This is a genomic window from Streptomyces sp. NPDC028368 (assembly GCF_055565615.1).
Map to the genome: position 1 here is coordinate 427,698 of NZ_JBVHTY010000005.1, position 24,346 is coordinate 452,043.

The 24,346-nt window shown below is 72.9% G+C and carries 21 protein-coding genes; 13 read left to right on the plus strand and 8 right to left on the minus strand.

Features of this window, described 5'->3' with window-relative positions; genetic code table 11:
* Positions 1-68 precede the first annotated feature (68 nt).
* Positions 69-1,742 carry an ABC transporter permease gene (locus tag ACZ4S3_RS14805; RefSeq protein ID WP_467932197.1) on the minus strand — a complete coding sequence of 558 codons (1,674 nt, stop codon included), beginning with the start codon at positions 1,740-1,742 and terminating at the stop codon, positions 69-71.
* Positions 1,739-2,716 carry an ABC transporter ATP-binding protein gene (locus ACZ4S3_RS14810; protein ID WP_467932200.1) on the minus strand — a complete coding sequence of 326 codons (978 nt, stop codon included), beginning with the start codon at positions 2,714-2,716 and terminating at the stop codon, positions 1,739-1,741. Before ACZ4S3_RS14810 ends, ACZ4S3_RS14805 begins: the two co-directional genes overlap by 4 nt.
* Positions 2,717-2,809: 93 nt before the next feature.
* Here ACZ4S3_RS14810 and ACZ4S3_RS14815 point away from each other — a divergent pair, with 93 nt between their 5' ends.
* Entirely contained in the window at positions 2,810-3,364 is a 555-nt protein-coding gene (locus ACZ4S3_RS14815; RefSeq protein ID WP_467932205.1) for a GbsR/MarR family transcriptional regulator, read from the plus strand.
* 223 nt (positions 3,365-3,587) lie between these two features.
* Here ACZ4S3_RS14815 and ACZ4S3_RS14820 read toward each other — a convergent pair whose 3' ends face one another.
* Positions 3,588-4,541 (minus strand): diacylglycerol kinase catalytic domain-containing protein, encoded by a 954-nt coding sequence (locus ACZ4S3_RS14820; protein ID WP_467932210.1) that lies wholly within the window; start codon positions 4,539-4,541, stop codon positions 3,588-3,590.
* 236 nt (positions 4,542-4,777) lie between these two features.
* Between ACZ4S3_RS14820 and ACZ4S3_RS14825 the strand changes: the two genes are divergently transcribed.
* The 6 genes from ACZ4S3_RS14825 (at position 4,778) to ACZ4S3_RS14850 (ending at position 8,378) form a co-directional block, all read left to right on the plus strand.
* A complete protein-coding gene (locus ACZ4S3_RS14825) occupies positions 4,778-6,064 on the plus strand; it encodes an adenylosuccinate synthase (protein WP_467932215.1) in 1,287 nt (428 codons plus the stop codon).
* 125 nt (positions 6,065-6,189) lie between these two features.
* The gene (locus ACZ4S3_RS14830) at positions 6,190-6,567 is read left to right on the plus strand and encodes a hypothetical protein (RefSeq protein WP_467932219.1); all 378 of its coding nucleotides are present in this window, start codon (positions 6,190-6,192) and stop codon (positions 6,565-6,567) included.
* 29 nt (positions 6,568-6,596) lie between these two features.
* Positions 6,597-7,448 carry a Scr1 family TA system antitoxin-like transcriptional regulator gene (locus ACZ4S3_RS14835; RefSeq protein ID WP_467932224.1) on the plus strand — a complete coding sequence of 284 codons (852 nt, stop codon included), beginning with the start codon at positions 6,597-6,599 and terminating at the stop codon, positions 7,446-7,448.
* Between the two features lie 12 nt (positions 7,449-7,460).
* On the plus strand, positions 7,461-7,640 hold the full coding sequence (locus ACZ4S3_RS14840) for a DUF397 domain-containing protein (RefSeq protein ID WP_467932232.1): 180 nt from the start codon (positions 7,461-7,463) through the stop codon (positions 7,638-7,640).
* A gap of 322 nt (positions 7,641-7,962) precedes the next feature.
* Positions 7,963-8,097 carry a hypothetical protein gene (locus ACZ4S3_RS14845; RefSeq protein WP_467932238.1) on the plus strand — a complete coding sequence of 45 codons (135 nt, stop codon included), beginning with the start codon at positions 7,963-7,965 and terminating at the stop codon, positions 8,095-8,097.
* Positions 8,094-8,378, plus strand: a complete 285-nt coding sequence (locus tag ACZ4S3_RS14850) for a hypothetical protein (RefSeq protein ID WP_467932242.1) — start codon at positions 8,094-8,096, stop codon at positions 8,376-8,378. The genes ACZ4S3_RS14845 and ACZ4S3_RS14850 overlap by 4 nt, the downstream gene beginning before the upstream one ends.
* Before the next feature lie 31 nt (positions 8,379-8,409).
* Here the strand turns inward: ACZ4S3_RS14850 and ACZ4S3_RS14855 are convergent, their stop codons facing one another.
* Positions 8,410-10,269 (minus strand): serine/threonine-protein kinase, encoded by a 1,860-nt coding sequence (locus ACZ4S3_RS14855; RefSeq protein ID WP_467932247.1) that lies wholly within the window; start codon positions 10,267-10,269, stop codon positions 8,410-8,412.
* Between the two features lie 155 nt (positions 10,270-10,424).
* Positions 10,425-12,131 (minus strand): serine/threonine-protein kinase, encoded by a 1,707-nt coding sequence (locus tag ACZ4S3_RS14860; RefSeq protein ID WP_467932252.1) that lies wholly within the window; start codon positions 12,129-12,131, stop codon positions 10,425-10,427.
* A gap of 518 nt (positions 12,132-12,649) precedes the next feature.
* Here ACZ4S3_RS14860 and ACZ4S3_RS14865 point away from each other — a divergent pair.
* Positions 12,650-13,444, plus strand: a complete 795-nt coding sequence (locus ACZ4S3_RS14865; RefSeq protein WP_467932256.1) for a polyphosphate polymerase domain-containing protein — start codon at positions 12,650-12,652, stop codon at positions 13,442-13,444.
* 99 nt (positions 13,445-13,543) lie between these two features.
* Here ACZ4S3_RS14865 and ACZ4S3_RS14870 read toward each other — a convergent pair whose 3' ends face one another.
* Both ACZ4S3_RS14870 and ACZ4S3_RS14875 read right to left on the minus strand, forming a co-directional pair.
* Entirely contained in the window at positions 13,544-14,503 is a 960-nt protein-coding gene (locus tag ACZ4S3_RS14870) for an ATP-grasp domain-containing protein (protein WP_467932260.1), read from the minus strand.
* Between the two features lie 90 nt (positions 14,504-14,593).
* Positions 14,594-15,949 carry a type I glutamate--ammonia ligase gene (locus ACZ4S3_RS14875; RefSeq protein ID WP_467932264.1) on the minus strand — a complete coding sequence of 452 codons (1,356 nt, stop codon included), beginning with the start codon at positions 15,947-15,949 and terminating at the stop codon, positions 14,594-14,596.
* 304 nt (positions 15,950-16,253) lie between these two features.
* Here ACZ4S3_RS14875 and ACZ4S3_RS14880 point away from each other — a divergent pair, with 304 nt between their 5' ends.
* From ACZ4S3_RS14880 to ACZ4S3_RS14890, 3 genes are all read left to right on the plus strand, one after another.
* Positions 16,254-17,630, plus strand: coding sequence for an aminotransferase class III-fold pyridoxal phosphate-dependent enzyme (locus tag ACZ4S3_RS14880; protein ID WP_467932269.1), 1,377 nt, complete (start codon positions 16,254-16,256; stop codon positions 17,628-17,630).
* Between the two features lie 178 nt (positions 17,631-17,808).
* Positions 17,809-18,486 (plus strand): GntR family transcriptional regulator, encoded by a 678-nt coding sequence (locus ACZ4S3_RS14885; RefSeq protein ID WP_467932273.1) that lies wholly within the window; start codon positions 17,809-17,811, stop codon positions 18,484-18,486.
* A 144-nt stretch (positions 18,487-18,630) separates the two neighbouring features.
* Positions 18,631-19,281, plus strand: a complete 651-nt coding sequence (locus ACZ4S3_RS14890) for a hypothetical protein (RefSeq protein ID WP_467932278.1) — start codon at positions 18,631-18,633, stop codon at positions 19,279-19,281.
* Positions 19,282-19,548: 267 nt separating this feature from the next.
* Here ACZ4S3_RS14890 and ACZ4S3_RS14895 read toward each other — a convergent pair whose 3' ends face one another.
* On the minus strand, positions 19,549-20,451 hold the full coding sequence (locus ACZ4S3_RS14895) for an SLATT domain-containing protein (protein ID WP_467932282.1): 903 nt from the start codon (positions 20,449-20,451) through the stop codon (positions 19,549-19,551).
* Positions 20,452-20,775: 324 nt separating this feature from the next.
* Between ACZ4S3_RS14895 and purD the strand changes: the two genes are divergently transcribed.
* Positions 20,776-22,041: a phosphoribosylamine--glycine ligase gene (gene purD / locus ACZ4S3_RS14900; RefSeq protein ID WP_467932287.1), complete on the plus strand. Its 1,266-nt coding sequence runs from the start codon at positions 20,776-20,778 to the stop codon at positions 22,039-22,041.
* Between the two features lie 425 nt (positions 22,042-22,466).
* The gene (locus ACZ4S3_RS14905; RefSeq protein WP_467932538.1) at positions 22,467-24,329 is read left to right on the plus strand and encodes a hypothetical protein; all 1,863 of its coding nucleotides are present in this window, start codon (positions 22,467-22,469) and stop codon (positions 24,327-24,329) included.
* The last annotated feature ends 17 nt before the right edge of the window (positions 24,330-24,346 follow it).

Genomic DNA, 24,346 nt, shown 5'->3' on the forward strand with positions numbered 1-24,346 from the left:
GGGGGGCGGGGGGGCCGGGGGGGCGGGCCCCCCCCCCCCCCCCCCCACGCCGTGGGTGGGCCCGCGGGTCAGCCCATGTCGCGCCGGCGGAGGCCCGTCAGTCCTGCGGCTATGAAGAGGGCCGAGAGGCCCAGCAGCCAGAGGAACGGAGCGGCCGTGGCCTCGCAGCCCGGGAGCTTGGGGAGATGGCTGAAGGGGGACAGGTCCATCGCCCACTGGGGGAACTTCAGGGACGGGCCGATCCAGCCGAGAGCGAGGCAGCCGCCCACCACGGCCCAGACGGCGGAGGAGGCTTTCGGGAGCAGGCCGTAGACGAGGACGGCCGCGCCGGTGAGGACCCAGACGGCGGGGACCTGGGAGAGGGCGGCGCCGAGCACCGGGCCGAGCTGCCCGGTGACGTCATGGGCGGTGATGCCGTAGCCGATGCCCAGGGCCAGACCGCCGGACGCCAGGATCACGACGGTGCCGAGATAGGCGATGGCCAGGTGGCCGCAGGCCCAGCGGAGGCGGCCGACGGCGCCGGCCAGGACGGGCTCGGCGCGGTCGCCGGTCTCCTCGCCGCGCAGCCGGAGCACCGATCCGGCCGCGTAGATCGACGCGATCATGCCCAGCATGCCGGCCATCGTGGCCAGGAAGGCGTCGGTCAGGCCCTGTTGGCCGCCCATCCGCTGGACGATCTCCAGGGTCTGCCGATTGCCGCCGACCAGGTCGGAGGCGCCCTTGGCGATCCCGCCGAAGAGCGCGCCGGCGCAGAGGAAGCCGAGTGTCCAGCCCAGCAGGGTGGTGCGCTGAAGGCGCCAGGCCAGGCCGAACGGGCCGCTCAGCGAGCGGGGCGCGCGGGCCGGGCCGGGGCGGGCCGGCAGGAAACTCATGCCGATGTCGCGACGGGCCGTCAGGACGTAGGCGGCGGCGATGGCCAGGGCCGTCGCGGCGGCGAAGAGGAGGGTGACCCACCAGCGTTCGCCGGCGTAGGCGCGGAGGTTCTGGGCCCAGCCGATCGGTGAGATCCAGGTGATCGGGGAGGTGGGGGCGCCCGCGGAGGAGCCAGGGGGAGCGTCGGCGGTGGCAGCGGCGTCGCCCGCGGCGCGCAGTGCGAAGGCGAGGCCGAGGACCGCACCGGTCAGGCCCTTGGCCAGCCGGGCGCTCTCGGTGAGCTGGGCGGCGATGGCGGCCAGGCCCGCGAAGAGCATGCCCGCGGCGCCGACGACGAGCCCGAGGGCGAGTGAACCGGCCGCCGGCTGCCCGGACTTGGCCAGCCCGCCCGCGATCAGCGCGGCGAGCACGGCATTGGCGGTCAGGGCTGCGAGCAGCGCCGCCGTCAGCGGCGCGCGGCGCCCCACCATTGCCGCGGAGAGCAGCTCCTGACGGCCCGTCTCCTCCTCCTCGCGGGTGTGCCGTACGACGATCAGCAGGCTCATCACCGCGGCGAGGACCGCGCCGAAGCCGGCCATCCGCCAGGCGACCAGGCCGCCGATGGAGTCGCTGAAGACCGGGCCGTACAGGGCGCGCAGCGAGGCGTTGGCGTTCATCGACGTGGCCAGCCCGGCGCGCTTGGCGGCGGTGTCGTACAGGGCCGCGAAGGACGAGCCCGTACCGGCCACGGCCAGTCCGAGGCCCAGCACCCAGGCCGGGATCATCACCCGGTCACGGCGCAGCGCGAGGCGCAACAGGGCGCCGGTGCCTGCCAGATGGCGGGGGTCGCGGGCCGGGGCGAGGGCGGCTGCGGCTGCTACGGCGGTCATCGTGCGCTCACCCCTGCGTCACGTACGGCGTCCCCACGTAGGGCGTCCCCACGGGCGTCGTCCTGGTAGTGGCGCAGGAAGAGCTCCTCCAGGGTGGGCGGGGTGCTGGTGAGGCTGCGCACGCCGGATTCGCTGAGCGAGCGCAGCACGGCGCCGAGCTTGTCGGTGTCGACCTGCAGCTGCACGCGGAGTCCTTGACCGCGCTCGATCGGCCGACTGGTCACGTCATGGACGCCGGGAAGGCGGGCGAGGCCGTTGGGCGGACCGGCCAGCTCGGCGGTGACGGAGGTCCGGGCCAGATGCCGCAGCTGCCCGAGGGAGCCGGATTCGACGGTCCGTCCTTTACGGATGATGCTGACGCGGTCGCACAGCGCCTCGACCTCGGACAGGACGTGGCTGGAGAGCAGGACCGTACGGCCTCGGTCGCGCTCCTCGGCGACGCAGCTCTGGAAGACCTCCTCCATCAGGGGGTCCAGCCCGGAGGTCGGCTCGTCGAGGATCAGCAGATCGACGTCGGAGGCGAAGGCGGCCACCAGGGCGACCTTCTGGCGGTTGCCCTTGGAGTACGTACGCCCCTTCTTGGTCGGGTCCAGCTCGAACCGTTCCAGCAGCTCGGCCCGCCGCGCGGTGTCGAGGCCGCCGCGCAGCCGGCCGTACAGGTCTATGACTTCGCCGCCGGAGAGGTTGCGCCACAGGGTGACGTCCCCGGGGACGTAGGCGACGCGGCGGTGGAGCGCGACCGCGTCGCGCCAGGGGTCCTTGCCCAGGAGCTGGGCGGTGCCGCCGTCGGCGCGCAACAGGCCCAGCAGGACACGGATCGTGGTGGACTTCCCGGCGCCGTTGGGCCCGAGGAAGCCGTGCACCTCGCCGGCCTCGACGCCGAGGTCGAGGCCGTCCAGCGCGTGGGTCCGGCCGAACGATTTGTGGAGTCCGGCCACCCGGATCGCGGCAGAGGGAGAGATTGCCTTCGTCATGATTTTGAAGGTACGCTAGTTTCACAAATTTGTGAAGTTAAGAAACTGTATTAAGTTGGAGCCGCGGTTCTGATCAGGGGAGATGATGCGGATATGGCAGAGCGGGCAGAGCAAGGGCAGCAGAGACGGCAGGAACAGCGGCCGGTACCGCGGGATCTGGACAAGCGCGACGCCGAGGCGGTCTCGGAGTTCGTCGAACGGTTCGCCGCGCAGCTCGTCGACGCCGGTATGCCGCGGATGCCCGCCCGTGTCTTCGCCTGCCTGCTGGCCTCCGACTCCGGCGTCCTGACCTCGGCCGAGCTCGGCGAGCGCCTCCAGGTCAGCCCCGCCGCCGTCTCCGGCGCGGTCCGCTACCTCTCCCAGGTCAACATGGTCAGCCGCGAACGCGAGCCCGGCTCCCGCCGCGACCGCTACCGCGTCCACAGCGACCAGTGGTACGAGGCCCTGACCCGCCGGGACAGCGCCATCACCCGCTGGGAAGCCACCCTGCGCGACGGCATCGAAAGCCTCGGCGAGACCTCCCCGGCCGGCCACCGGATCGGCGAAACCCTCGCCTTCTTCGAGTTCATACAGGGCGAGCTCGTCGGGATGATGGAGCGCTGGCGCAACCACCGCGATCAGCTGCGCACCGAGGGCAAAGAGGGCTGACGGGCGCCTCGGTGGCTTCGCGTCGACGTCGCGGGGGAGGCCGGCGACGGCGGGTCCTGGCCGTGCTCACCTATCTGGACAGCCGCCACTGGCCTCGGGTGCGGCGGCCGGCGGACCGCCGCCCGCACGGCCGCCGGCCGACCGATCGCCGCCCGGCAGACCGCCACCCGCCCGCCCGCCGCTCACGCCCACCACAAGGCCCGGCCCGCTCGCCTCGGCACCGTCACCTCGGCACCGTGAGCCGCCAGGCCCCCGCCTGCACCGTCCACGTACGCGTCCGCACCGGCCCGCCCACCACCGCGTCCGCCCGGTAGTGGAAGTCCGCCCCGGACACCGTCACCGCTCGTGCCCGTGCCCGTACGGGCCGCGCCTCGCCCGGCCAGCGCACCTCGACCTCGGCCAGCCCACCGGACCCGTCACCGCACCCATCCCCGGACGCGCCACCGGACCCGGCAGCACCAGAGCCGCCACCAGCCCCCTCCCGCGAGCCGCCCCGCGCCGCCCCCGGCACCACCGACACCCCCCGCACCGGCCGGTCCAGATCCGCCAGCACCACCCCGTCCGCCTCGATCCGCAGCCGATACGTCGGCACCCGCCCGCGCCGCCCGCCGAGCCCGAGCCCCGCCGCCGGGGCCAGCAGCCCCAGCGCCGTACGGGCCGTCCGCGCGGCCGACCCCCACCAGGGCCGGTGGCCATCGACGGTCTCCGCATGCTCCACCGGGTGCGCCCCCCCAGCCCCCGGCACGTACGCGCCATGCCCCTGCGCACCCTCGCAAGGGATCCGCAGGCCGCCCAGCACGATCCCGTCGCTGTCGTCCGTGAGCAGGTCCATCGACCGCTCCCCGCCGTCCAGGACGGTCCGCGCCGCTGCCACCGTGTCCGTGGGCACGCCCAGCGCCCGGCTCAGCGCGACCGAGGCCGGTGCGCCCACCGGGACCATCGCCAGGGCCACCCGCGCCAGCTCCCGCTCCTTGTGCAGCAGGCCCACCACCCGCAGCAGCGCGCGGTCGTCCCCGATCACCACCGGGCGCCGCTGTCCGCGCCGGGCCAGCGCCCGCGCGAATTCCTCCGGGCCCTCCGGCAGGCAGATCTTCGCTCCCGCGCCGGCACACAGCACATCCTTCGCGATCCGCACGGATTCACCGTCCGTACTGCGCGCGACCGGGTCGATGACCACAAGCAGGGGGTACCCCCGAACGGAGTCTGCGGGAGTGTGCCCAGAAGGCTGCGCCGACACCTCGGTCCTTCCTCAGGTAGCATCTCGGTGCAAGAGCCCCTTGCGCTATTGCGCCAGGGGCTTCGTCTATTCCGGGGCACCGGTCCGACGGCACTAGCGATGACGTCCGCGTGAACACGCACGCTAACGCCATCCACGCACGTTGGACATGCCCCGCCCGGAAGGGGTGTACGCCTGTGCCCGCACTTGTGCTGCTCGGTGCTCAGTGGGGTGATGAGGGCAAGGGAAAGGCCACCGACCTGCTCGGTGGATCCGTTGACTATGTGGTGCGCTACCAGGGTGGCAACAACGCCGGCCACACGGTCGTCGTAGGCGACCAGAAGTACGCGCTGCATCTTCTCCCTTCCGGAATCCTCTCGCCGGGGTGCACCCCGGTCATCGGCAACGGCGTCGTCGTCGACCCTGCGGTCCTGCTCTCCGAGCTGAGCGGACTCAACGAGCGCGGTGTCGACACGTCCAAGCTGCTGATCAGCGGTAACGCGCACCTGATCACGCCGTACAACATCACCGTCGACAAGGTGACGGAACGCTTCCTCGGAAAGCGCAAGATCGGCACCACCGGCCGTGGCATCGGCCCGACCTACGCCGACAAGATCAACCGGACCGGCATCCGGGTGCAGGACCTCTACGACGAGTCGATCCTCACCCAGAAGGTCGAGGCGGCGCTCGACGTCAAGAACCAGCTGCTCACCAAGCTCTACAACCGCCGCGCCATCGAGGCCGGCCAGGTCGTCGAGGAGCTGCTGACCTACGCCGACCAGATCAAGGGCTACGTCGCCGACACGACGCTGCTGCTCAACGACGCCCTCGACCAGGACAAGGTCGTCCTCTTCGAAGGCGGCCAGGGCACCCTGCTCGACATCGACCACGGCACGTACCCCTTCGTCACCTCCTCGAACCCGACCGCCGGTGGCGCCTGCACCGGCGCCGGCGTCGGCCCGACGAAGATCAGCCGGGTCATCGGCATCCTGAAGGCCTACACGACGCGCGTCGGCGCCGGCCCCTTCCCGACCGAGCTCTTCGACGCGGACGGCGAGGCGCTGCGCCGCATCGGCGGCGAGCGTGGCGTCACCACCGGCCGCGACCGCCGCTGCGGCTGGTTCGACGCGGTCATCGCCCGCTACGCGACCCGCGTCAACGGCCTGACGGACTTCTTCCTCACCAAGCTCGACGTCCTCACCGGCTGGGAGCAGATCCCCGTCTGCGTCGCGTACGAGATCGACGGCAAGCGCGTCGAGGAGCTCCCGTACTCCCAGACCGACTTCCACCACGCGAAGCCGGTCTACGAGAACCTGCCGGGCTGGTCCGAGGACATCACCAAGGCGAAGTCCTTCTCCGACCTGCCGAAGAACGCCCAGGCGTACGTCAAGGCGCTGGAGGAGATGTCCGGCGCCCCGATCTCGGCGATCGGCGTCGGTCCCGGCCGCGACGAGACGATCGAGATCAACTCGTTCCTTTCGTAGCGCGAGTCGGCTTTACGGCCAAGGGCCCGCGCACCGTTTTCAGCGGTGCGCGGGCCCTTGTGTGTACGGGAGCGGGCTACGCCTCGGTACGGTGCGGAGACCGATTCGCCTGTCCGGAGGCAAACTTGAGCGCGCAGTCCGCCGGCCCGTACGGGCCGCCGGCCCCCATGCCGGACCTCACCCCCGACGCCTTGCGGTCCGCGGTCGGCGAGATCGCGCCAGGTAAGGTGCCCGCCCTCACCCAGCACCTGTTCGAGGCGACGACGAACGCACTGCAGACGCAGAGCCTCGCTCCGCTGCGTGCGTGGGTTCATTCGTGGGCGGTGTTCGTCGCGATCCAACGGCATCCGCAGCGCGCCGCGCGCCTGCGTGAGCTGGAACTGCTCGTGGACGCGGGTGACGCGGACCCGGCGGAGGCGGTCGATGAGATCCGCCGGATCCGGGAGGCGGCGGAGGCCGAGGCAAGGGCGGACCGAGGATGCCCCGGTTCCCGCCGCGGCTAGTCTGTGCAGCGGGAAGGAGGGGGAGGCCGATGCCGGTGAGGAAGCCGCCTACGGAGCGGCGGCGACGGTTGGGTATGGAACTGCGGAAGATGCGTGAGCACGTCGATCTGACGATCAACGAGGCCGCCGTGATGCACCGCACGGACCGGACCACCGTCAGCAATGTTGAGTCCGGGCGCTTTGGTGTCAGCGCGGACCGCGTGCGGGTCTGGGCGTCCAACTACTCGTGTCCCGACGGCGAATACATTGATGCGCTTGCCGAGATGGCCAGGGAGCGCGGAACGAACTGGTGGGACGAATACCGGAACGTGCTCGGAGCGACGGTCTTGGATCTCGCGGAGATGGAGCACCATGCGGTTGCCCTGCGGTCGGCGCAGATCATGCACATGCCGGGCCTTCTCCAGCATGAGGACTACGTCCGTGCGGTCTTCGAGGAGTCGGTGCCGTCTCTGTCGCCCGACGAACTGGAGCTGAAGCTCGCGTTCCGCATCAGGCGAAGTGAGTTGTTCGACCGACCGCAGCCGCCGGCATGTACGTTTCTCATTCACGAAGCGGCGCTGCGCACGCGCTTCGGCAGCAGGCAGGTGGCCAAGGCTCAGCTCGACCACCTGCTCAAGCAGTCCGACCGGGAGAGCGTGACGATCCGGGTAGTGCCGTTTGCAGCTGGTGGGTTTCCCAACACGGGAAGCTCAACTCTCTATGCCTACGCGACAGTTAGGCAGCTCGATACGGTGCAGATGGATATCCCCACAGGGTCTTCCTTCCTGCATGCGGAGACCCATCTCGCGAACTATCGCGTGAAGCTGGATCGCATCGAACAGCGCTCCCTGGACCCCAGTCGCTCGCGGGACTTCATTCGCGATGCGATCGAGCAACTGTGAGGCGTGGGAAGAGTGGATCTTCAGTGGCAGAAGTCGTCGTTCTCGACCGATACGGACAACTGTCTTGAACTGGCGGCCCGTGAGGGCAACTTCCTCATGCGTGAGAGTGACGATGCCACTGTGGTCATCGCGGTGACCACAGAAGGGCTTCGGCGCTTCCTGGCCTGTGCGAAGGCAGGCGCGTTCGGCTAGTCGCCCTGACTACGCAGCCGGTAGCCCCTCACCGCCCTGGTGGGGGGTTCCTTGCGTCGGCATATGCCAGTTTTTCCCGTACGGGTACAACATGTTGAACCTGCATTCTCGTTGGCGCTACCTTCAAAGCAAGACGCCCCGGCGGTGTTAGCGGCACCCCGGGGCATGGCCAACGCTTGTTAGGAGCGTCAACATGGTCCACCGTATCGGGCCCGTCTTCGTTCGGACACTCATCCGCTTGCTCTCGCGGCTCGTGCCGGCAACTGGGTTACGCCGTAAGCCACTTGATGCGCCGTCCGCCGCCCGCCGCCGCATCGTGCGCGTGCCACCCAGGCCAAGCCGTCACCCCGACCTGCTCCTCCCGCTCCTCAACGACGCCAGCCCTCTCGTCCGCCCCTACCTCCCCGCCTACGAGCGTCAGGTGGCGCACGCGGACCTCGTGGCGGTGGTCGCATGAACGGCCCGAACGGCCTCCCCTACGGGCTGCGCGTCAGCCGCGTACCCGGCAAGCCCGTCCACCGTGACGAAGAGGGCCGCTACGCCATCCACCTCTGGCTGCGCCAGGACGGCACATTCGACGGCGACCTCGCGCTCACGCTCTCGCCGGTGGAGGCCGAACTCCTCCACGCCCAGCTGTGCTTCGCGCTCGACGGTGAGCCGGTGACGACCTACGACAACGTCACGCCGGACTGCCGGAAGGATCCCCGGCGCAGCGGCTCGCGGGTGCGCTGGCCGTAACGGTCAGCGGTCCACGGTCAGCGGTCCACGGTCAGCGGACCGAGGCCCGTTGGCCGGAGTCCCCGGAGTCCCCGGAGACCCTGGAGTACGTCCGCGGCCCCTTGTCCTTGCCCAGGAACTCCCGCCGCAGCGTGCCGTCGTCGTTGAGCCGGAGGACCGAGGTGCTGCTCGGCTCGCAGCCGGGGGCGGGGTGGTCGATGACCGACGGGCCGATGGTGAGGTTGCCGTTCTCGACCGCGTAGAAGTCGGCGTGTGCGGTGCAGGAGCCGGCCGGGCCCTCGACGACCGCGGTCAGGACCGTGCTGCCGGCCGGGGCCCGCTTGATGGTCAGGCGCTGGGTGCCGGAGCCGTCGGTGTCCGGGCGCTGCCAGGTGCCGAGGAAGCCGGCCGGGACGGTCTCGGTGGCGGGGGCCGAGCGGTGGAGGGTGGCGGTGCGGCCCGCCGCCGCCCAGGTCAGCGTGCCCGCGCCGCCCGGCTCCAGGGTGTGTTCGCCGAGGGCGGCGCAACGGCCGGGCGGGGTGGACCGTACGACCTTGGTGTCCAGGCGGAGGGCCGGGCGGCCGTCGTCCGCCGTGACGGACACCAGCTTGCCGTCGCTGCGGCACTCGTACGTCACGCCGAGGCTGGTGCTGTTGGCGACCACCTCGCCGACCTTGCCGTGGGAGATCACGAAGCGGCGCTGCTGGCCGGTGGGGGTGCCGTCGCGCAGGACCTGGCCCGACCAGGTGCCGATGTAGCGGGCGGAGATGTCGGAGGAGGAGTCGTCGTCGGCCGCGCCACCGGTCAGCAGGGGGATGGCCACGGCGGTGGCGGCCACTGCGACGGCGGCCGTGGCGGCGAAGGGGAGCCAGCGGCGTCGCGCGGGGGCGGCGGTGGTCGGCTCGGGCCGCGGCGCCGGCCTGGGGGAGATCCGGGTGGTCGTCAGGGTCGGCGGCTGGCCGCCCGGCGGGGTGTCGGTGTCCAGGAGGCGGACGGCGTGCTGCCCGAGGCCGGCGATCAGTTCGGCGGGCAGCCAGGGGGCGGCCGCCTTGCCGCCGGGCGCCGGGCCGAGCCGGGAGGCGATCTCCTCGGGGGCGGGGCGTGCCGCCGGGTCCTTGGCGAGGCAGTCCTCGATCAGGCCGCGAAGTGGCTCGGGCGTGCCCGCCAGGTCCGGCTCGTCCTGCGTGATCTTGAACATCACCGCGTGCACCCCGGCCGCGACGCTGCCGAACGGCTGCCGCCCGGTGGCCGCGTACGCCAGCACCGAGCCGACGCAGAAGACATCGCTGGCCGGGCCGACGCGGCGGCCCCGGACCTGCTCGGGCGACATGAAGCCGGGCGAGCCGACGACCGCGCCCGTACGGGTCTGGGTCCGGTCGCCGACCGCGTCCAGGGCGCGGGCGATGCCGAAGTCGATGACCCGGGGGCCGTCGATGGTGAGCAGGACGTTGGACGGTTTGAGGTCGCGGTGGACGAGCCCGACGCCGTGGATGTCGATCAGGGCGGAGAACAGGCCGTAGGCGAGGTGGCGGAGGGAATGCTCGGGGAGCGGGCCGTACGTTCCCGCCCGGCCGTACTCGTCGTCCCGGTTGCCGACGACGGTCTTCAGGGTCGGGCCCGCGATGTAGCCGGTGGCGACCCAGGGGACCTCGGCCTCGGTGTCGGCGTCGAGGACGGGGGCGGTCCAGCTGCCGCCGACCCGGCGCGCGGCAGCGACCTCGGCCCGGAAGCGGTCCCGGAACTCCTCCTCGGCCGCCAGCTCGGTCTTCACCAGCTTCACGGCGACGGTCCGGCCGCCCTCGGAACGGGCCAGGTAGACCCGGCCCATCCCGCCGCTGCCGAGGCGGCTGAGCAGCCGGTAGTCCCCGATCCACTGCGGATCGTCGGCGGTCAGCCCGCGCAGGCCCTCCATCCGGACGCCCTCCCGTGTCGTTTTGTGCCTGTGACGGCGTTCCGGCAGCAGGCGTCCGCCCGAGCCTAGGCACCCGCGGGTCGCACAACGGCCGACGGGGCGTCACGAGCGGAAAACGATCGACGGCCCCTCGAGGACGTGCGGTTCTTCCGAGGTCACCCCGTCTTGCTGTACAACCGCGGTGGTTGGCCGCCCTCCATGGAGCGCTGCAGCTTGCCGTTCACCAGCTTCAGGGTGCTGGGAGAGCCGGGGCTGCAACTCGTGGCCGGGCGGCCCGAGACGACCTTGGAGGGCCCGAGCCGGACCGGCGGCCCCGCCTGCTTCAGGGGGGCCGTGAACTCGCAGCGGTAGTCGTCCCCGTTGGCCGTCATCGTCAGCACGGTGTCGCCGGGCGCGCCCTGTTTGAGCGTGAGGCGTTGGACGCTGCCTTCGATGTTCTCCCAGGTGCCCAGGTAGCCCGTGGGGATGCGGCTGTTCCCGGCGGACTGCGCCGACCCCTGACCGCTGTTGCCGTTGGCGTCCGTCGGCCGCGCGTCGTCGTCCTGGTTGAGCGCGGCGTACGCGCCGACCGCGACGGCCCCGCAGAGAGCCAGGGCGGCGAGGGCGGTCACGGTGGAGCCGGTGCGCTTGCGGCGTGGACGTCGGCGCGCCACCGGGCCGGGCGGCGGCGCGGCGACGTACCCGTGCTGCCCCTGGGGCGCGTAGGGAGCCGGGCCGCCTGGGGGTGCGGACGGCGGCGGGGTGTGCGGCGCGGCCGAGACGGCGGTGGGCATGGCATGCATCCCGGGGCGCGCGTCGGGGTACGGCGCGGGCCGGGGAGCGGACCCGTACGCGTCGACCGCCGGGCCCGTCTCGCCCTCGGGGTGCTCCGCCTCCAGCAGTTCCACCGCGTGCCGCCCCAGCCGGGCGATCAACGCCCCCGGCAGCCAGGGCTCGTCCTCCTCCGCGACCGCCGCGACGGAGTCCTCCGCCATGGCCACCAGCTGTGCGGGCGTGGGGCGTTGGGCGGGGTCCTTGGCCAGGCAAGCGGCGACGAGGGCGTGCAGCCCGGCGGGCAGCGCGGAGAGATCGGGCGCCTCCTGGGCGATGCGGTACATCACCGCGTGCACGCTGCTCTCGATCGTCCCGAACGGCTGCCGCCCGGTGGCCGCGTACATCAGGACCGACCCGAGGCAGAAGACATCACAGGCCGGGCCGATCGTTTCGCCGCGCACCTGCTCGGGCGCCATGAAGCCGGGCGAGCCCACCGCCGCGCCGGTACGGGTCACGCCGTTGTCGGCCAGCGCCTCCAGGGCGCGGGCGATGCCGAAGTCGATGACCCGGGGGCCGTCGATGGTGATCAGTACGTTGGACGGCTTCAGGTCCCGGTGGACGATGCCGGCCGCGTGGATCGCCTGCAGCGCGCGGGCCAGCCCGGCCGCCAGGATCCGTACGGTCCGCTCCGGCAGCGGGGTGGAGCCGCCGCCGACCACCTGCTGGAGGGAGGGCCCGGCGATATAGCCGGTGGCGACCCAGGGCGTTTCGGCCTCGGTGTCCGCGTCCAGTACGGGCGCGGTCCACTCCCCGCCGACCTGCTGCGCGGCCCGCACCTCGCGCCGGAAACGGGCCCGGAACTCCTCCTGACCGGCCAGTTCTCCGCGTACGAGTTTGACGGCGACGGTACGCCCACGGTCCGAACGGGCCAGGAACACCTTGCCCATCCCGCCCTCACCGAGGCGCGCGATCAAGCGGTAGTCCCCGATCCGCTGTGGGTCCCCGGCATTGAGCGGCGCCAGCCCTCCGGGCCGTCCCACCCGCCCCGAACGCCCCTGCTGCCCAGCACGTCCCGGCTGTTCCACGATCCGTCGCCCTTTCCCCCGCATCCGCCCTGCCCACAGCCAGCTTCCGCGGTGAGGATACCGAGGCACTGCCGGCGTGCGGCAGGCCGTGGGCCCCTTACTCGTCCACGGGCGGCGGCTCGTGCGCTCCGCCGGCCGCCGGCAGCTCCTCCAGCGCCGCCATCACCCGCCGGAAGCCCTCCTCGCCGCCGAGCTGTTCGCGCAGCGGCTCGCGCAGTACCGCGCCGAGGGTCTGCCATCAGGCGTGGTCAGTCCCTGGGGCCGCGGCCGGCGGCAGCGTGCTCTCAACGGCACAACTCTGAGCGCGTGTCCGGGAAGTGATGGTGATGGATGTCCGATTCCGGGTGCCGGAACTTTCCCGTGGTACAGAGCGTAGAACGAGTGGTACGGAGCGTAGAGCGCGGCCAACCGCCGTAACGCCGAGTGCCGTCGTAACGCCAACGGCCCCACAACGCCGAGCACCCCGCACCGCCAAGCGTCACCGCACCACCCGCTCCCCGGTCCCGCACGATCCCCCGTCCCCTCCCCAGCAAGGAGACCGTGTGATTCCCGCCGTACGAGCCCTCGCCCGCGCCGCCATGGCCGCGCGCCCGGTCCCGCTCGCCGACGTTCAGGCACGGGCCGAGCTCCTCGCCCGCTACGACCACAGCTATCTCGTCCCGGTCGAGGTCTTCGCCGTCTTCGCGGCCGAGCTCACCGACCGGCGGCGGCCTGGCGGCCCGTTCGCCGCGCTGTGCATCAACGGCCGCCGCTGGTTCCGCTACCGCTCCGTCTACTACGACACCCCCGACCTGCGGTCCTTCCACGACCACCGGCAGGGCCACCTGCTGCGCTACAAGATCCGCGAGCGGCTGTACGCGGACACCGGGGAGCGGCAGTTCGAGATCAAGCTCCGGGGACGGCGCGGACAGACCGTCAAGCACCGGCAGCCGCTGCTGCCCGGCGACGCGGCCCTCGGCCACGCCCCACGCGGCTTCCTCGCCTCCGTGCTGGACCGCTCGTACGGCATCGCCGCCCCCACCGAACTGGGCCATTCCCTCGAGACCGACTACACCCGCGCCACCTTCGTCGCCAACGGCCAGCGCATCACCTGCGACGCGGCCCTGCTCTGCCGCGACCTGGAGACCGGCCACACGGTACGGGCCGACGGCGGGCTGGTCCTCGTCGAGACCAAGACCACCGGCCATCTGACCGAGGCGGACCGGCTGCTGCGCGGCTATGGGGTGCGTGCCGCCGAATTCACCAAATACTGCGGGGGGTTGTCGGCGCTGCGCCCGGAACTCGCCGCCCACCACTGGCAGCCGGCGGTGCGTACGGCATTCCCGGCGGCCGCCTGAGGCCCGATGGCCGCCTGAGGCCCGGCGGCGGCCCGAGGCCCGATGGCGGCCGGGTGCCGGTCTGGCCCCGGCAGCCGCGACGGCCGACGGCCGGCTGGGCTACGCGCCGTCCTCCTGGACCGTCTGCGGTGCCGGCGTCGGTGCCGGGGTGTGGATGACGGCGTGGGGCTGCTCCGTGGCTCCGGTCGTCAGGCGCCGGAGCAGGGCTCTGGCCAGGAGGTCGGCCGCGGGGGTGCTCTCGGCCAGGAACAGCACGGGCTCGATGACTTCACATTCCAGCAGCAGCGGGGTGCCCGCGGGGCCGGGCACCAGGTCGACGCGCGCGTACAGCGGCGTGCCGAAGCGTCCGGTCGTGGCTGCCACGGCCTTGTCCGCGCAGTCGCGTTCCGGCCCGGTGGCCCGGCGGGGTGTGATCGTCGCCGTGGAGAGCAGGCCGTCCTGGACCTCGGCGCCGGGCTTGAGCAGGGCGCTGCGCCGGACGGCGTGGCTGTAGACCCCGTCGAGGTAGATCAGCGAGAGTTCCCCGCTCACGTCGACGGCGTGCTGGTAGGGCTGGGTGAGCACCGTGCGGCCCTGGCCGAGGAGGTCTTCGGCATGGCGGCGGGCCCGCGTCAGGTCGGCCGCTCCGGGGCCGTAGCGCGCGGTGTCCTTCGCCGAACAGGACACCGACGGCTTGACCACGTACTCACCCTCCGCGGGGGCGGTCCACTCCTGCCCCGGCGCGGTCCAGGCACTGGGCACGATCGGCACGCCGTCGGCGGCGAGGTCGGCCAGGTACCGCTTGTCGCTGTTCCACTCCACCACCTCGAGCGGATTGCACAGCACCGAGGTGTCCGCCACCTGCCGGGCCCAGGCGAGGAACTCGTCGCGGCGCTTGGGATAGTCCCACGGCGATTCGAGCAGCACGCCGTCGAACCGGCTCCAGTCCACCTGACCGTCCCACGGCAGCGTCACCGCCTCGATCCCCGCCCGCGACAGGGCCGCGCTCAAGGGGGCCAAGTCGTCGTCGGGCTCTTCCGGAACACCGGACGTCACCAAGGCCACCTGCACCCTGCGCATTGCTTCTCCCTCGCTCTCGCTGCCTCAGCAGGCCGGAATGATCACCGTTGCCGCACGGCACCGCACCGCACCGCACCCTCGTGGTGCGGTTCAGTAGCGCCAGCGGGTGGATTCCACGGTGTCGACGCGGGTGCGCTCGGCGAACAGCCGCTCCTCCGCGCCGCGCACGGCGAGGACTGCGCCGAACAGGTGGTCTCCCATGGCCTTGCGGAGCACCGCTGAGCCCTCGAGATGCCCGACCGCGTCCTTCAGGCTGGTGGGCAGCCGCTCGACGCCGCGCCGGGCCAGCTCGTCGGCGTCCGCTCGGGCCGGATCGTCCGCGTACTCCTCCGGAAGGTGCAGGGCCTCCTCGCACCCCGCGAGGCCCGCGGCGATGACCGAGCCCACCACCAGGTACGGATTGGCCGCCTGGTCGAAGCACTTGACCTCGGCATTCGCGCGCTGGGGCGCCTCGCCCGCCGGCCCGGTGACGAAGCGCAGCGCCGCCTCCCGGTTCTCCCAGCCCCAGCACCGGTAGGCGCCGGCCCACGCGGACGGCGCCAGGCGCAGGTAGCTGGCCGGGGTGGGGCAGCCGATGGCGGTCAGGGCGGGCAGCGACCGCAGCACGCCGGCGAGGAACGCCTCGCCCTCCGCCGTCATACCGCGCGGTCCCTGCCCGCCGTGCAGCAGGTTCTCCTCGCCGCGCCACAGGCTCAGGTGCAGATGCCCGCCGTTGCCGATGCCGGAGGGCGTGGCCAGCGGGGCGAAGGAGGCCCGCAGACCGTGGGTGTGGGAGACGGCGCGAATCGTGTGCCGCACGAGGACGGCGGTGTCGGCGGCGCCCAGCGGATCGTCGGCGGCGGTGGACACCTCGAACTGTCCCGGCTCGTACTCCGGGTGGATCTGGAGGAGCTCCACGCCCTGTGCGGCGAGCGCGTCGACGAGGTCGAGGAGGTACGCCCCGGAGTCCGCCAGCCGGGCCAGCCCGTACGCCGGACCGTCCCCGAGACGGCCGGGGTCGACGGTCCATTCCGTCTCGAAGCCCATGCGCAGGCTCAGCCCCAGGTCGGCCGCCGTCCGCACCATGCGGCCGACGAAGGACCGGTGGCAGCCCGGGTAGGGCTCGCCGTCCTGGCCGTAGCGGTCGGCCGGCGCCCACGCCCAGCCGGGCTGCGCGGCGAGCCGGGTGAGCCGGTTCAGGTCGGGCAGCAGCTGCAGGTCGCCGGTCGGGCCGCCGTGCCCGTCGACGCGGGCCATCGAGTCGTCCACGAGGAAGGTGTCGAAGACCGGGGACATCCCCACGCCGCAGCCCGCGATCCGGGGCAGCCGGCCGAGCGGCACGGCCTTGACCCGGCTGATGCCCGCGTTGTCGACCCAGCTCAGCGCGACGACGCGCACCCCTTCGTCCGACAGGCCCGCCATCGCCTGCTCCGCCCATGACGCCCTGTCAGCTGTGCTCACGGTCATGCCGTCATAGTCGGGGCCTGAAGATCATGCAGCGTCCCGCCACTCCGCAACGGGCACGGCGGCCACCAGATTGGCTGCAGAGGCGGTCATCCGCGGTGCGACCGCCGGCGGCCGCTCCCCAGGCCGTGCGGTGCGGGCGGGAGCCGACCGGGGAAGCCCGCAGTTTCAGGACATTATGTCCATCGGCCGTGCGTGGAGTCACACACACTGTCGGTACCGGGCGGCAGACCGTGATCCCTAGGCTGAGGGCGTTCGCCGGGCCTGTCCACCGGCGGCCCGAGCGACCCGATCCGAGGTACTGACCGTGACCACGACGCCCTCCGCCTCCGCCGCCGACCCCTCCGCCGGGGCAGCCGTCAAGGCCGCCGACCGCGCGCATGTCTTCCACTCCTGGTCCGCGCAGGGCCTCATCGACCCGATGCCGGTCGCGGGCGCCGAGGGCTCGTACTTCTGGGACTACGACGGCAACCGCTACCTCGACTTCTCCTCCCAGCTGGTCAACACCAACATCGGCCACCAGCACCCCAAGGTCGTCGCCGCGATCCAGGAGCAGGCCGCCAAGCTGTGCACCATCGCCCCCGGCTTCGCCGTCGACGTACGGTCCGAGGCCGCCCGGCTGATCGCCGAGCGCACCCCCGGTGACCTCGACAAGATCTTCTTCACCAACGGCGGCGCGGAGGCCGTCGAGAACGCGGTCCGGATGGCCCGGCTGCACACCGGCCGCACCAAGGTGCTGTCCACCTACCGCTCGTACCACGGCGCCACCGCCGCCGCGATCAACCTGACCGGCGACCCGCGCCGCTGGCCCTCCGACACCGCCTCCGCGGGCGTGGTGCACTTCTGGGGCCCGTTCCTCTACCGCTCGCCCTTCCACGCTACGAGCGAGGCGCAGGAGTGCGAGCGCGCCCTCGCCCACCTCGAGCAGACCATCGCCTTCGAAGGCCCGCAGTCCATCGCGGCGATCATCCTGGAGACCGTCCCCGGCACCGCCGGGATCATGGTCCCGCCGCCCGGCTACCTCGCCGGCGTCCGCGAGATCTGCGACCGCTACGGCATCGTCTTCATCCTCGACGAGGTCATGGCGGGCTTCGGCCGCACCGGCCACTGGTTCGCCGCCGACCACTTCGACGTCACCCCCGACCTGCTGACCTTCGCCAAGGGCGTCAACTCCGGCTACGTCCCGCTGGGCGGCGTCGCGATCAGCGCCGAGATCGCCGCCACCTTCGACCAGCGCCCCTACCCGGGCGGCCTGACGTACTCGGGCCACCCGCTGGCCTGCGCCTCCGCCGTCGCCACCCTCAACGCGATGGCCGAGGAGCGGATCGTGGAGAACGCCGCCGAGATCGGCGAGCGGGTCATCGGCCCGGCGCTCCGCGAGATCGCCGAGCGGCACCCCTCGGTCGGCGAGGTCCGCGGCCTGGGCGTCTTCTGGGCGCTCGACCTGGTCAAGAACAAGGAGACCCGCGAGCCGCTGGTGCCGTACAACGCGGCCGGCGCCGCCAACGCCCCGATGGCCGAATTCGCGGCGGCCTGCAAGCGTGGCGGCCTGTGGCCGTTCGTGAACATGAACCGGACGCATGTCGTCCCCGCCTGCACCGTCACCGAAGCCGAGGTCAAGGAGGGCCTGACCGCCCTCGACGAGGCCCTGACGGCGGCGGACGCGCACACCGACGCGGCCTGACCCCCTGGCCGTACGGGCCCTGCACACGACCCGTACCGGACCCGTGAAGCGGCGGCCGTGCGCCTGCCCGGGACGTATCGTCCCAGGTACGCCGCGTGGCCGCCGCATCCCTCGCCTATCGTTGACCAGGGCCGCTCCCCCCTTCGCGGTCATGATGTCGTCGAAGGAGACGCTCACGATGGCCGTCGGCGGAGACAGCTCAGTCATACGGCGCAGCACGCTGCGCCAGCAGATCGCCGACGCGCTGCGGGACGAGGTCCTGGCCGGCCGGCTGCCGTCCGGCCACCCCTTCACCGTCAAGGAGATCGCCGAGCAGTACGGCGTCTCCGCCACCCCGGTCCGCGAGGCGCTGCTCGACCTGTGCGCCCAGGGCCTCCTCGACGTCGAACAGCACCGGGGCTTCAAGGTGCACGCCTTCACCGCCGACGACTTCGTCGCCATGGTCGAGGCCCGCACGCTGATCATCGAGGGCATCTTCCGCAGCGGCGCGGAGCGCGCACTGCGCGCCACCTCCGCCGAGGTGCTGATCTCCATCCGCCGCCGCGCCGACGAGGCCGAGCGGGCCGCACGGGCCGGTGACCTGGACGTCCTGATCGGCTACGACCTGCGGTTCTGGCGCGAACTCGGCAGCGTCGTGGGCAACCCGTACATCAGCGATTTCCTCGACCGGGTCCGCGTCCAGACCTGGATGTTCGCGGTGCCCCTGCTGCGCCGCATGGACGACCTCAAGGGCCGGCTGTGGCAGGGCCACACTCAGCTGGCCAAAGCCCTGGTCCAGTACGACCTGGCCGAGGCCCAGCGGCTGATTGCCGAGTACAACGAGCACTCGCTTGCCCTCGTGGGGAAGCGCGGGTAGTGCCGCAGCTAGTACTACTGGGAAAGCGCAGCTGGCACTACGCTGTCCCGACCATCGGCCGTAATGGGTCGTACCCGTAGCCGTACCCCTAGCTTGATGTGCGCGCCGGTGCCCCGTCCCCCGACCGGAAGCGAGCCCTCACTCGTGGCATGTGACCTGTGGCTGGTGCCCCTCGTGGACGTGCTGTGCCACAGCCCCGACAATCCGTTCTCCGAAGAGATCGCCGCCTACGACAAGGCCCTGACGGACGCGGGCCTGCCGCCGGTCCCGGTCTTCAGCTACATGCCGGGCCTCTCCGGCGATGTCGCACCCGTCGCCGGCTTCGACTACGACGCGCTGCACTTCCTGCGCCGCGCCTACCTCCTGCGCCTGTGCGGCCTGGAGGTGACGCCGGTGGACGAACTGGGCGGCGACTACGAGCAGTTGCTGGAGATGTTCGAGGCGACGGCGCAGCAGTCCCACCTGGTCTGGCACTACGACCACGCGGGCGCCTATGTCCCGGTCGACTTCCCGCATCCGCTCGCCAACGACGAACTCCTCGAGGGCGGCGGCCCGTTGGGGTCCTCGCACGGCCTGCTGCGCGAACTCGAAGTGGTTGCGCCGTCCTTGGGGATCGATCCGGCCAATCCGCCGGCCGCACCGGAACCGCCGGCCGGGCCGACCTCGCTGGAGGAGCGGGCGGGCGCCGTCCCCCTGGACGACGGCCCGTTCGCCAGGGAGCGGCACGTGTGGCTGGGGCTGCATGCGGCGGCCACCAGGAGCCTGGGGCAGGGCTCGATGATCGTCTTCAGCTAGGGCCTGTCCGACGCCGATCCACCGGACAGGCCCTGGGCACCGACGGGATTCGGCCGGACCTCCACGAGAACTCAGCCGGACACCCACGGTCTGCGGGAATGCGGGAATACCGCCCGCAGCCCCCGCGGTTGTGGCCCCGAAGGGGGCGCTCGCATCCCCTACGGGATGTGTTCGCCCGCCCCCTAGGGGCCACCGCTCGCGGACTTGGGGCCGCCGCTCGGGGACTTGGGGCCGCCGCTCGGCCCCACCGCCAGGGGGCGCCGCCCCTCAGCGCCCCGACTCCGGTGGCCGCTGTCGCGGCATGTTCGGCCGGGTGCCCGGCGGCAGCATGAACCGCGTCGGTGGTTCCACGCTCTCCTGCCGCGGCGCCGCCCACGGCACCAGCGCCTGCGTCGCCGACGGCACCGGCCCGGCCCGGAACTCCGCCATCCAGTCCGCCGTCTCGGTCCGTACGAGCTCCCCGAGGTCCTCGTTGAACCGCCGCAGCACCCCCAGGCAGCGCTCCGCCGCCTCGCTCGCCGTGCCCTCGGCCGGCCCGAGCACCTCGCGCACGCTCTCCGACGCCCAGTCGAACTGCAGCGCCTCCAGCCGGCGGTGGATCGCCTGGGCGGTGGCAAGGTCCCGCATCCACCCGGCACTCACCCCGAAATACCGGTCGCAGCCCACACACACCGCCGCCACCAGCAGCGACAGATAGCCCCAGGGCGCCGCGCCGTCGCAGGCCCCGGCGAAATCCAGCAGCGGCAGCAGTCCGCCCACCGACACCCCGGCCGCGGCCCCCAGCCGCAGCGCCCGCGCGCCGCGGCGCTTGGCCTGCCGGTCGTGGAGGTACCAGTCGGCGGCGCGCAGTGCGCCCTCTTCGGTCCACAGATAGAGCGCGTCCAGGCGGTCGGCCGGTTCCCCCCAGTCGCCGAGCGGGAACAGCCGCCCGGCGAGGTCCTCGCGGCCCCGGACCCGGCCCTGCGCCCGGCCCCGCTCGCGGCCGTATCCTTCGTTCTGCTCCAGTTCTCGGTCGTGTTCCCGGTCCCGGCCCCGTTGCCGGTCCCGGAAACGACCCCGGTCCCGGTCCCGGTCGCGATACCGGTCCCAACGCCATTCGCGGCCCTGCCCCCGCCTCTGCCCGCCCTCCCTCCGGGGAAGCCCCTCGGGCTGCATCTCCGGCTGACTCACCCGTGCTCCCTCTTTACGGATCCGTGCGGTGCGCGCGACGGGGGTCCCTCCCATGCCTTTGGGGCTATGGGGGAGTACGAGACTGCCGTTGCGCGCAGCCCCCATTCCTACCGCCGAACGGTTGGCGTCCCTCGCAAGATCGCCTGATTTCCGCCCAGAAGTGGTGGTGGATCCGGTATAAGGCGACCGGGCGCCTCACCCGAAAGAGTTGCCCCGGAGAGTTGCCCCGGTGACGGCGGACGATTTCCGGCCGCTGCGCGGCCCTTGTGTGATCAGGGCACGGCCGACGTCCGGCCCTCTGGTGCGTTCGTCTAGGCTGCCCCCGTGAAGGTCCTCGTCATCGGCGGCGGCGCCCGCGAACACGCCCTGTGCCGCTCTCTGTCCCTCGACCCCGACGTCACCGCGCTGCACTGCGCTCCCGGCAACGCCGGTATCGCCGAGGTGGCCGAATTGCACGGGGTCAACGCCCTCGACGGCGCGGCCGTCGCCGAACTCGCCGTCGGCCTGGAGGCCGACCTGGTCATCGTCGGCCCCGAAGCCCCCCTGGTGGCGGGCGTCGCGGACGCCGTACGCGACCGCGGCATCCCGGTCTTCGGCCCCTCGGCCCAGGCCGCCCAGCTCGAGGGCTCCAAGGCCTTCGCCAAGGACGTGATGGCCGCCGCGGCCGTTCCCACTGCCCGTAGCTACGTCTGCACCACCCCGGAAGAGATCGACGAGGCGCTGGACGCCTTCGGCGCGCCGTACGTCGTCAAGGACGACGGTCTGGCGGCCGGCAAGGGCGTCGTCGTCACCGAGGACGCCGCGGAGGCCCGCGCACACGCTCTGGCCTGCGACCGCGTGGTGATCGAGGAATTCCTCGACGGCCCCGAGGTCTCCCTCTTCGCGGTCACCGACGGCGAGACCGTCGTCCCGCTCCAGCCCGCCCAGGACTTCAAGCGCGCCTACGACGGCGACCAGGGCCCCAACACCGGCGGCATGGGCGCGTACAGCCCGCTGCCCTGGGCCGACCCCAAGCTGGTCGACGAGGTCATGGCAAGCGTGCTGCAGCCCACCGTCGACGAGCTGCGCCGCCGCGGCACCCCGTTCTCCGGTCTGCTCTACGCGGGCCTGGCGATCACCTCGCGCGGCGTCCGCGTGATCGAGTTCAACGCCCGCTTCGGCGACCCGGAGACCCAGGTCGTCCTCGCCCGCCTCAGGACCCCGCTCGCGGGTCTGCTGCACGCCGCCGCCACCGGCACCCTCGCCGCCCTCCCGCCGCTGCGCTGGAGCGACGGCGCGGCCGTCACCGTCGTCATCGCCTCGCACAACTACCCGGACACCCCGCGCACCGGTGACCCGATCTCCGGCCTCGCCGACGTCGCCGAGCAGGACGCCCCCAAGGCGTATGTGCTGCACGCGGGCACCAAGCGCGACGACTCCGGCGCGGTACTCAGCGCGGGCGGCCGGGTGCTGTCCGTCACCGCCATCGGCTCCGACCTCACCACCGCCCGGCAGCGCGCCTACCGTGCGGTGGGCCGGATCTCCCTGGACGGCTCCCAGCACCGTACGGACATCGCCGCCAAGGTGGCGGACGAGGCCGCGCAGGCCTGAGGCGTGTCCGGCAGGCCCTGGGAAGCGGCCGGGGGCGTAGGTTCCCGGCTTTACCCAAAGCCATTCCATCGAGTGACGACGCCAAGGATCCGCTGACGGGGCCCCCGCCCCCAACTAGGGTGCCGCGCAAGCGTCCTGCAGTGGCCGCGCCGGAAATCGGCACGGCTGCCGCGGCGGCGTCCGGCAAGTGGCTCACCGGCATTGCGATGTCAGTGGCGGGTGCCACAGTGGTGGTGAAGTGGGCTCGCCCCCGAGCGAGCCCGCTTGCCCGCACAATGCGCAATTTTCGTCAGTCCGTCCCGTGTTCTCTCCGTCCGGCTCCATCAGGACAGCAGGGGGTGTACAGGCTCGTGGCAAGTCCGGAAACAGGCGTCCTGGCGGCGCGCGCCCGCGCCCTCGCCGTGCTGCGGATCCGCAGCACAGCGATGGCCGTGGCGCTGCTGCCCGCAGCGGTTGCCGTGGTGCTGTTCGCCGGCCGCGCGACCGGCCATCTCGGCGCGAGCACCGGCTGGGACGCCGCCCGCTGGGCGGTCAGCGGCCTCGCGGTGCTGGCGCTGCTCCTCGCTGTGCTGGTCACCGCGGTCGTGGCCCGCGCCAGGCCCGCGCTCAGCCCCTCCGTGCCGGTCTCCGAGAAGTCGGCCCCCGATCTCTACCGCCTGGTGCGCGATCTCGCCGAGCGCCTCGAGGTCCCGGCGCCGTCCGCGATAGCGCTCACCCCCGACTGCGACAGCTGGCTGGAGGACCGTACGCACCGCGCCCACGGCCCGCCCCGCCGCGTCGACGGTCACCCGGCGTCCCAGGCGCCGGTCCTGGTCATCGGCTCGCCGTTCCTGTGGTGGATGCGGGTCGCCGAGCTGCGCGCCCTGCTCGCCCCGGTCGTGGCCGGCACCGGCCCGTCCGCGCACCCCGACATAGCGGCCGCCCGCCGCTTCATCCGGGGGCTGGACGCCGCCGTCGCGGTCTCCGCCCGCGCCGCCGGCCCGCTGCGCGGTCTGCCGCTGCGGTTCGTCGGCCGGGTGGCGCGGCTGCTGCTGCGGGCCTGTCGCGACCACGCCACGATCATGGAACGGGGGGTCGCCGCGGCCGCCTCCGAGCGCGCCCAGGGCGTCGACTACGGCCTGCGGATCGTTGCCCAGGAGCAGGTCGGGCTGGCGTACGCGGGCTGGGACCGGCTGCTGACCCGGGTGGCGCTGCCCGCCTGGCGGATGGGCCGCTGGCCGTCCCGGCTGGACGCCGGGGTGGTCTCCGCGCTCACCGAGCTCTCCCGCCGCGACCGCCTCGCCGAGGGCTTCGCCTCCCGGCTCGGCGAACGGCCCGCCTGCGACCTCCTGGAGGAGCCCGGCGCCATCGACCGCGCCGCCTCCCTGCTGGCCGCCCGGCTCTTCCACGGCGGCCCGTCCGAGCCAGGCCCCGACTGGTCCCCGGTGGGCTGGAACCAGTACCCGGAGGAGGTCGTGGACCGCAAGTGGCGCCTGGAGGCGGCCCGTCTGCACCGGGTCCTGGACGAGCTTCCGGCGGCGGACCTCCCGCCGGCCGGCCAGGGACCGGGCCCGACGGCCGGAACGCCGACGGCGGCGGGCACGGCGGCGGGCACGACGGCGGGCACGGCGGCCGGTTCGGCGGCGGGCGCGGCCCGCTCGTACGCCCGTACCCCCGCCCGTACGGCCGCGGCCTCCCGGCCCTCGGCCGACCGGCCCACCGGCCACACGCCCGGCCACACGCCCACCGACCACACGCCCACCGGCCACACGCCCACCGGCCACACACCCGCCGGCCACCCGCCTCCCGGCCTGACCGCCGACGACCTGGCGGCGGCCGCGGCGGGCCCGACGCTCGCCCGGGTCATCGACCGGCTCGCCCGCGACGACCACGCGGGTGACCTGGTCGCCGCCCGGCTGGGCGCCGAGGTCGCCCGCGAGGAGCGCGAGGAAGCGGCCCGCCAGGCCGCCTGCGGCACCTTCGCGCAGGACGCCGCGGCGGGCGTGGCCTGGGGCGACGGCCTGGCCGAGGGCGGCCTCCCGCTCTTCCCGCTGCAGCCGCCCCGTACGGGCCGCGAGCTGCTCGCCGACCACGTCACGGCCATGGTGTGCTGCGCCGCCGTGGACACCGCGGGTGCCACCCCCGGCCTCGACTGGCTGGACGGCCCGGCCCTGCTGGTCGACGGCGCCCGCCGCGCCGACCTCGGCCTCCCGGTGCTCAGCCTGGTGGACGACGGCGACGCCGAACCGCTCCGTGGCTGGCTGACGACGGTCGGCGTCCGCCCGGAGAAGCCGGTCAGGCTGGTGTGAGCCGGGGCTCAGGCCCC

Excerpts from the sequence above, each read along its gene's own strand:
- ACZ4S3_RS14805 (WP_467932197.1), bottom strand. The coding sequence starts at position 1,742 with ATGACCGCCGTAGCAGCCGCAGCCGCCCTCGCCCCGGCCCGCGACCCC.
- ACZ4S3_RS14810 (WP_467932200.1), bottom strand. The coding sequence starts at position 2,716 with ATGACGAAGGCAATCTCTCCCTCTGCCGCGATCCGGGTGGCCGGACTC.
- ACZ4S3_RS14815 (WP_467932205.1), top strand. The coding sequence starts at position 2,810 with ATGGCAGAGCGGGCAGAGCAAGGGCAGCAGAGACGGCAGGAACAGCGG.
- ACZ4S3_RS14835 (WP_467932224.1), top strand. The coding sequence starts at position 6,597 with ATGCCGGTGAGGAAGCCGCCTACGGAGCGGCGGCGACGGTTGGGTATG.
- ACZ4S3_RS14850 (WP_467932242.1), top strand. The coding sequence starts at position 8,094 with ATGAACGGCCCGAACGGCCTCCCCTACGGGCTGCGCGTCAGCCGCGTA.
- ACZ4S3_RS14855 (WP_467932247.1), bottom strand. The coding sequence starts at position 10,269 with ATGGAGGGCCTGCGCGGGCTGACCGCCGACGATCCGCAGTGGATCGGG.
- ACZ4S3_RS14860 (WP_467932252.1), bottom strand. The coding sequence starts at position 12,131 with ATGCGGGGGAAAGGGCGACGGATCGTGGAACAGCCGGGACGTGCTGGG.
- ACZ4S3_RS14870 (WP_467932260.1), bottom strand. The coding sequence starts at position 14,503 with ATGCGCAGGGTGCAGGTGGCCTTGGTGACGTCCGGTGTTCCGGAAGAG.
- ACZ4S3_RS14875 (WP_467932264.1), bottom strand. The coding sequence starts at position 15,949 with ATGACCGTGAGCACAGCTGACAGGGCGTCATGGGCGGAGCAGGCGATG.
- ACZ4S3_RS14885 (WP_467932273.1), top strand. The coding sequence starts at position 17,809 with ATGGCCGTCGGCGGAGACAGCTCAGTCATACGGCGCAGCACGCTGCGC.
- ACZ4S3_RS14905 (WP_467932538.1), top strand. The coding sequence starts at position 22,467 with ATGGCCGTGGCGCTGCTGCCCGCAGCGGTTGCCGTGGTGCTGTTCGCC.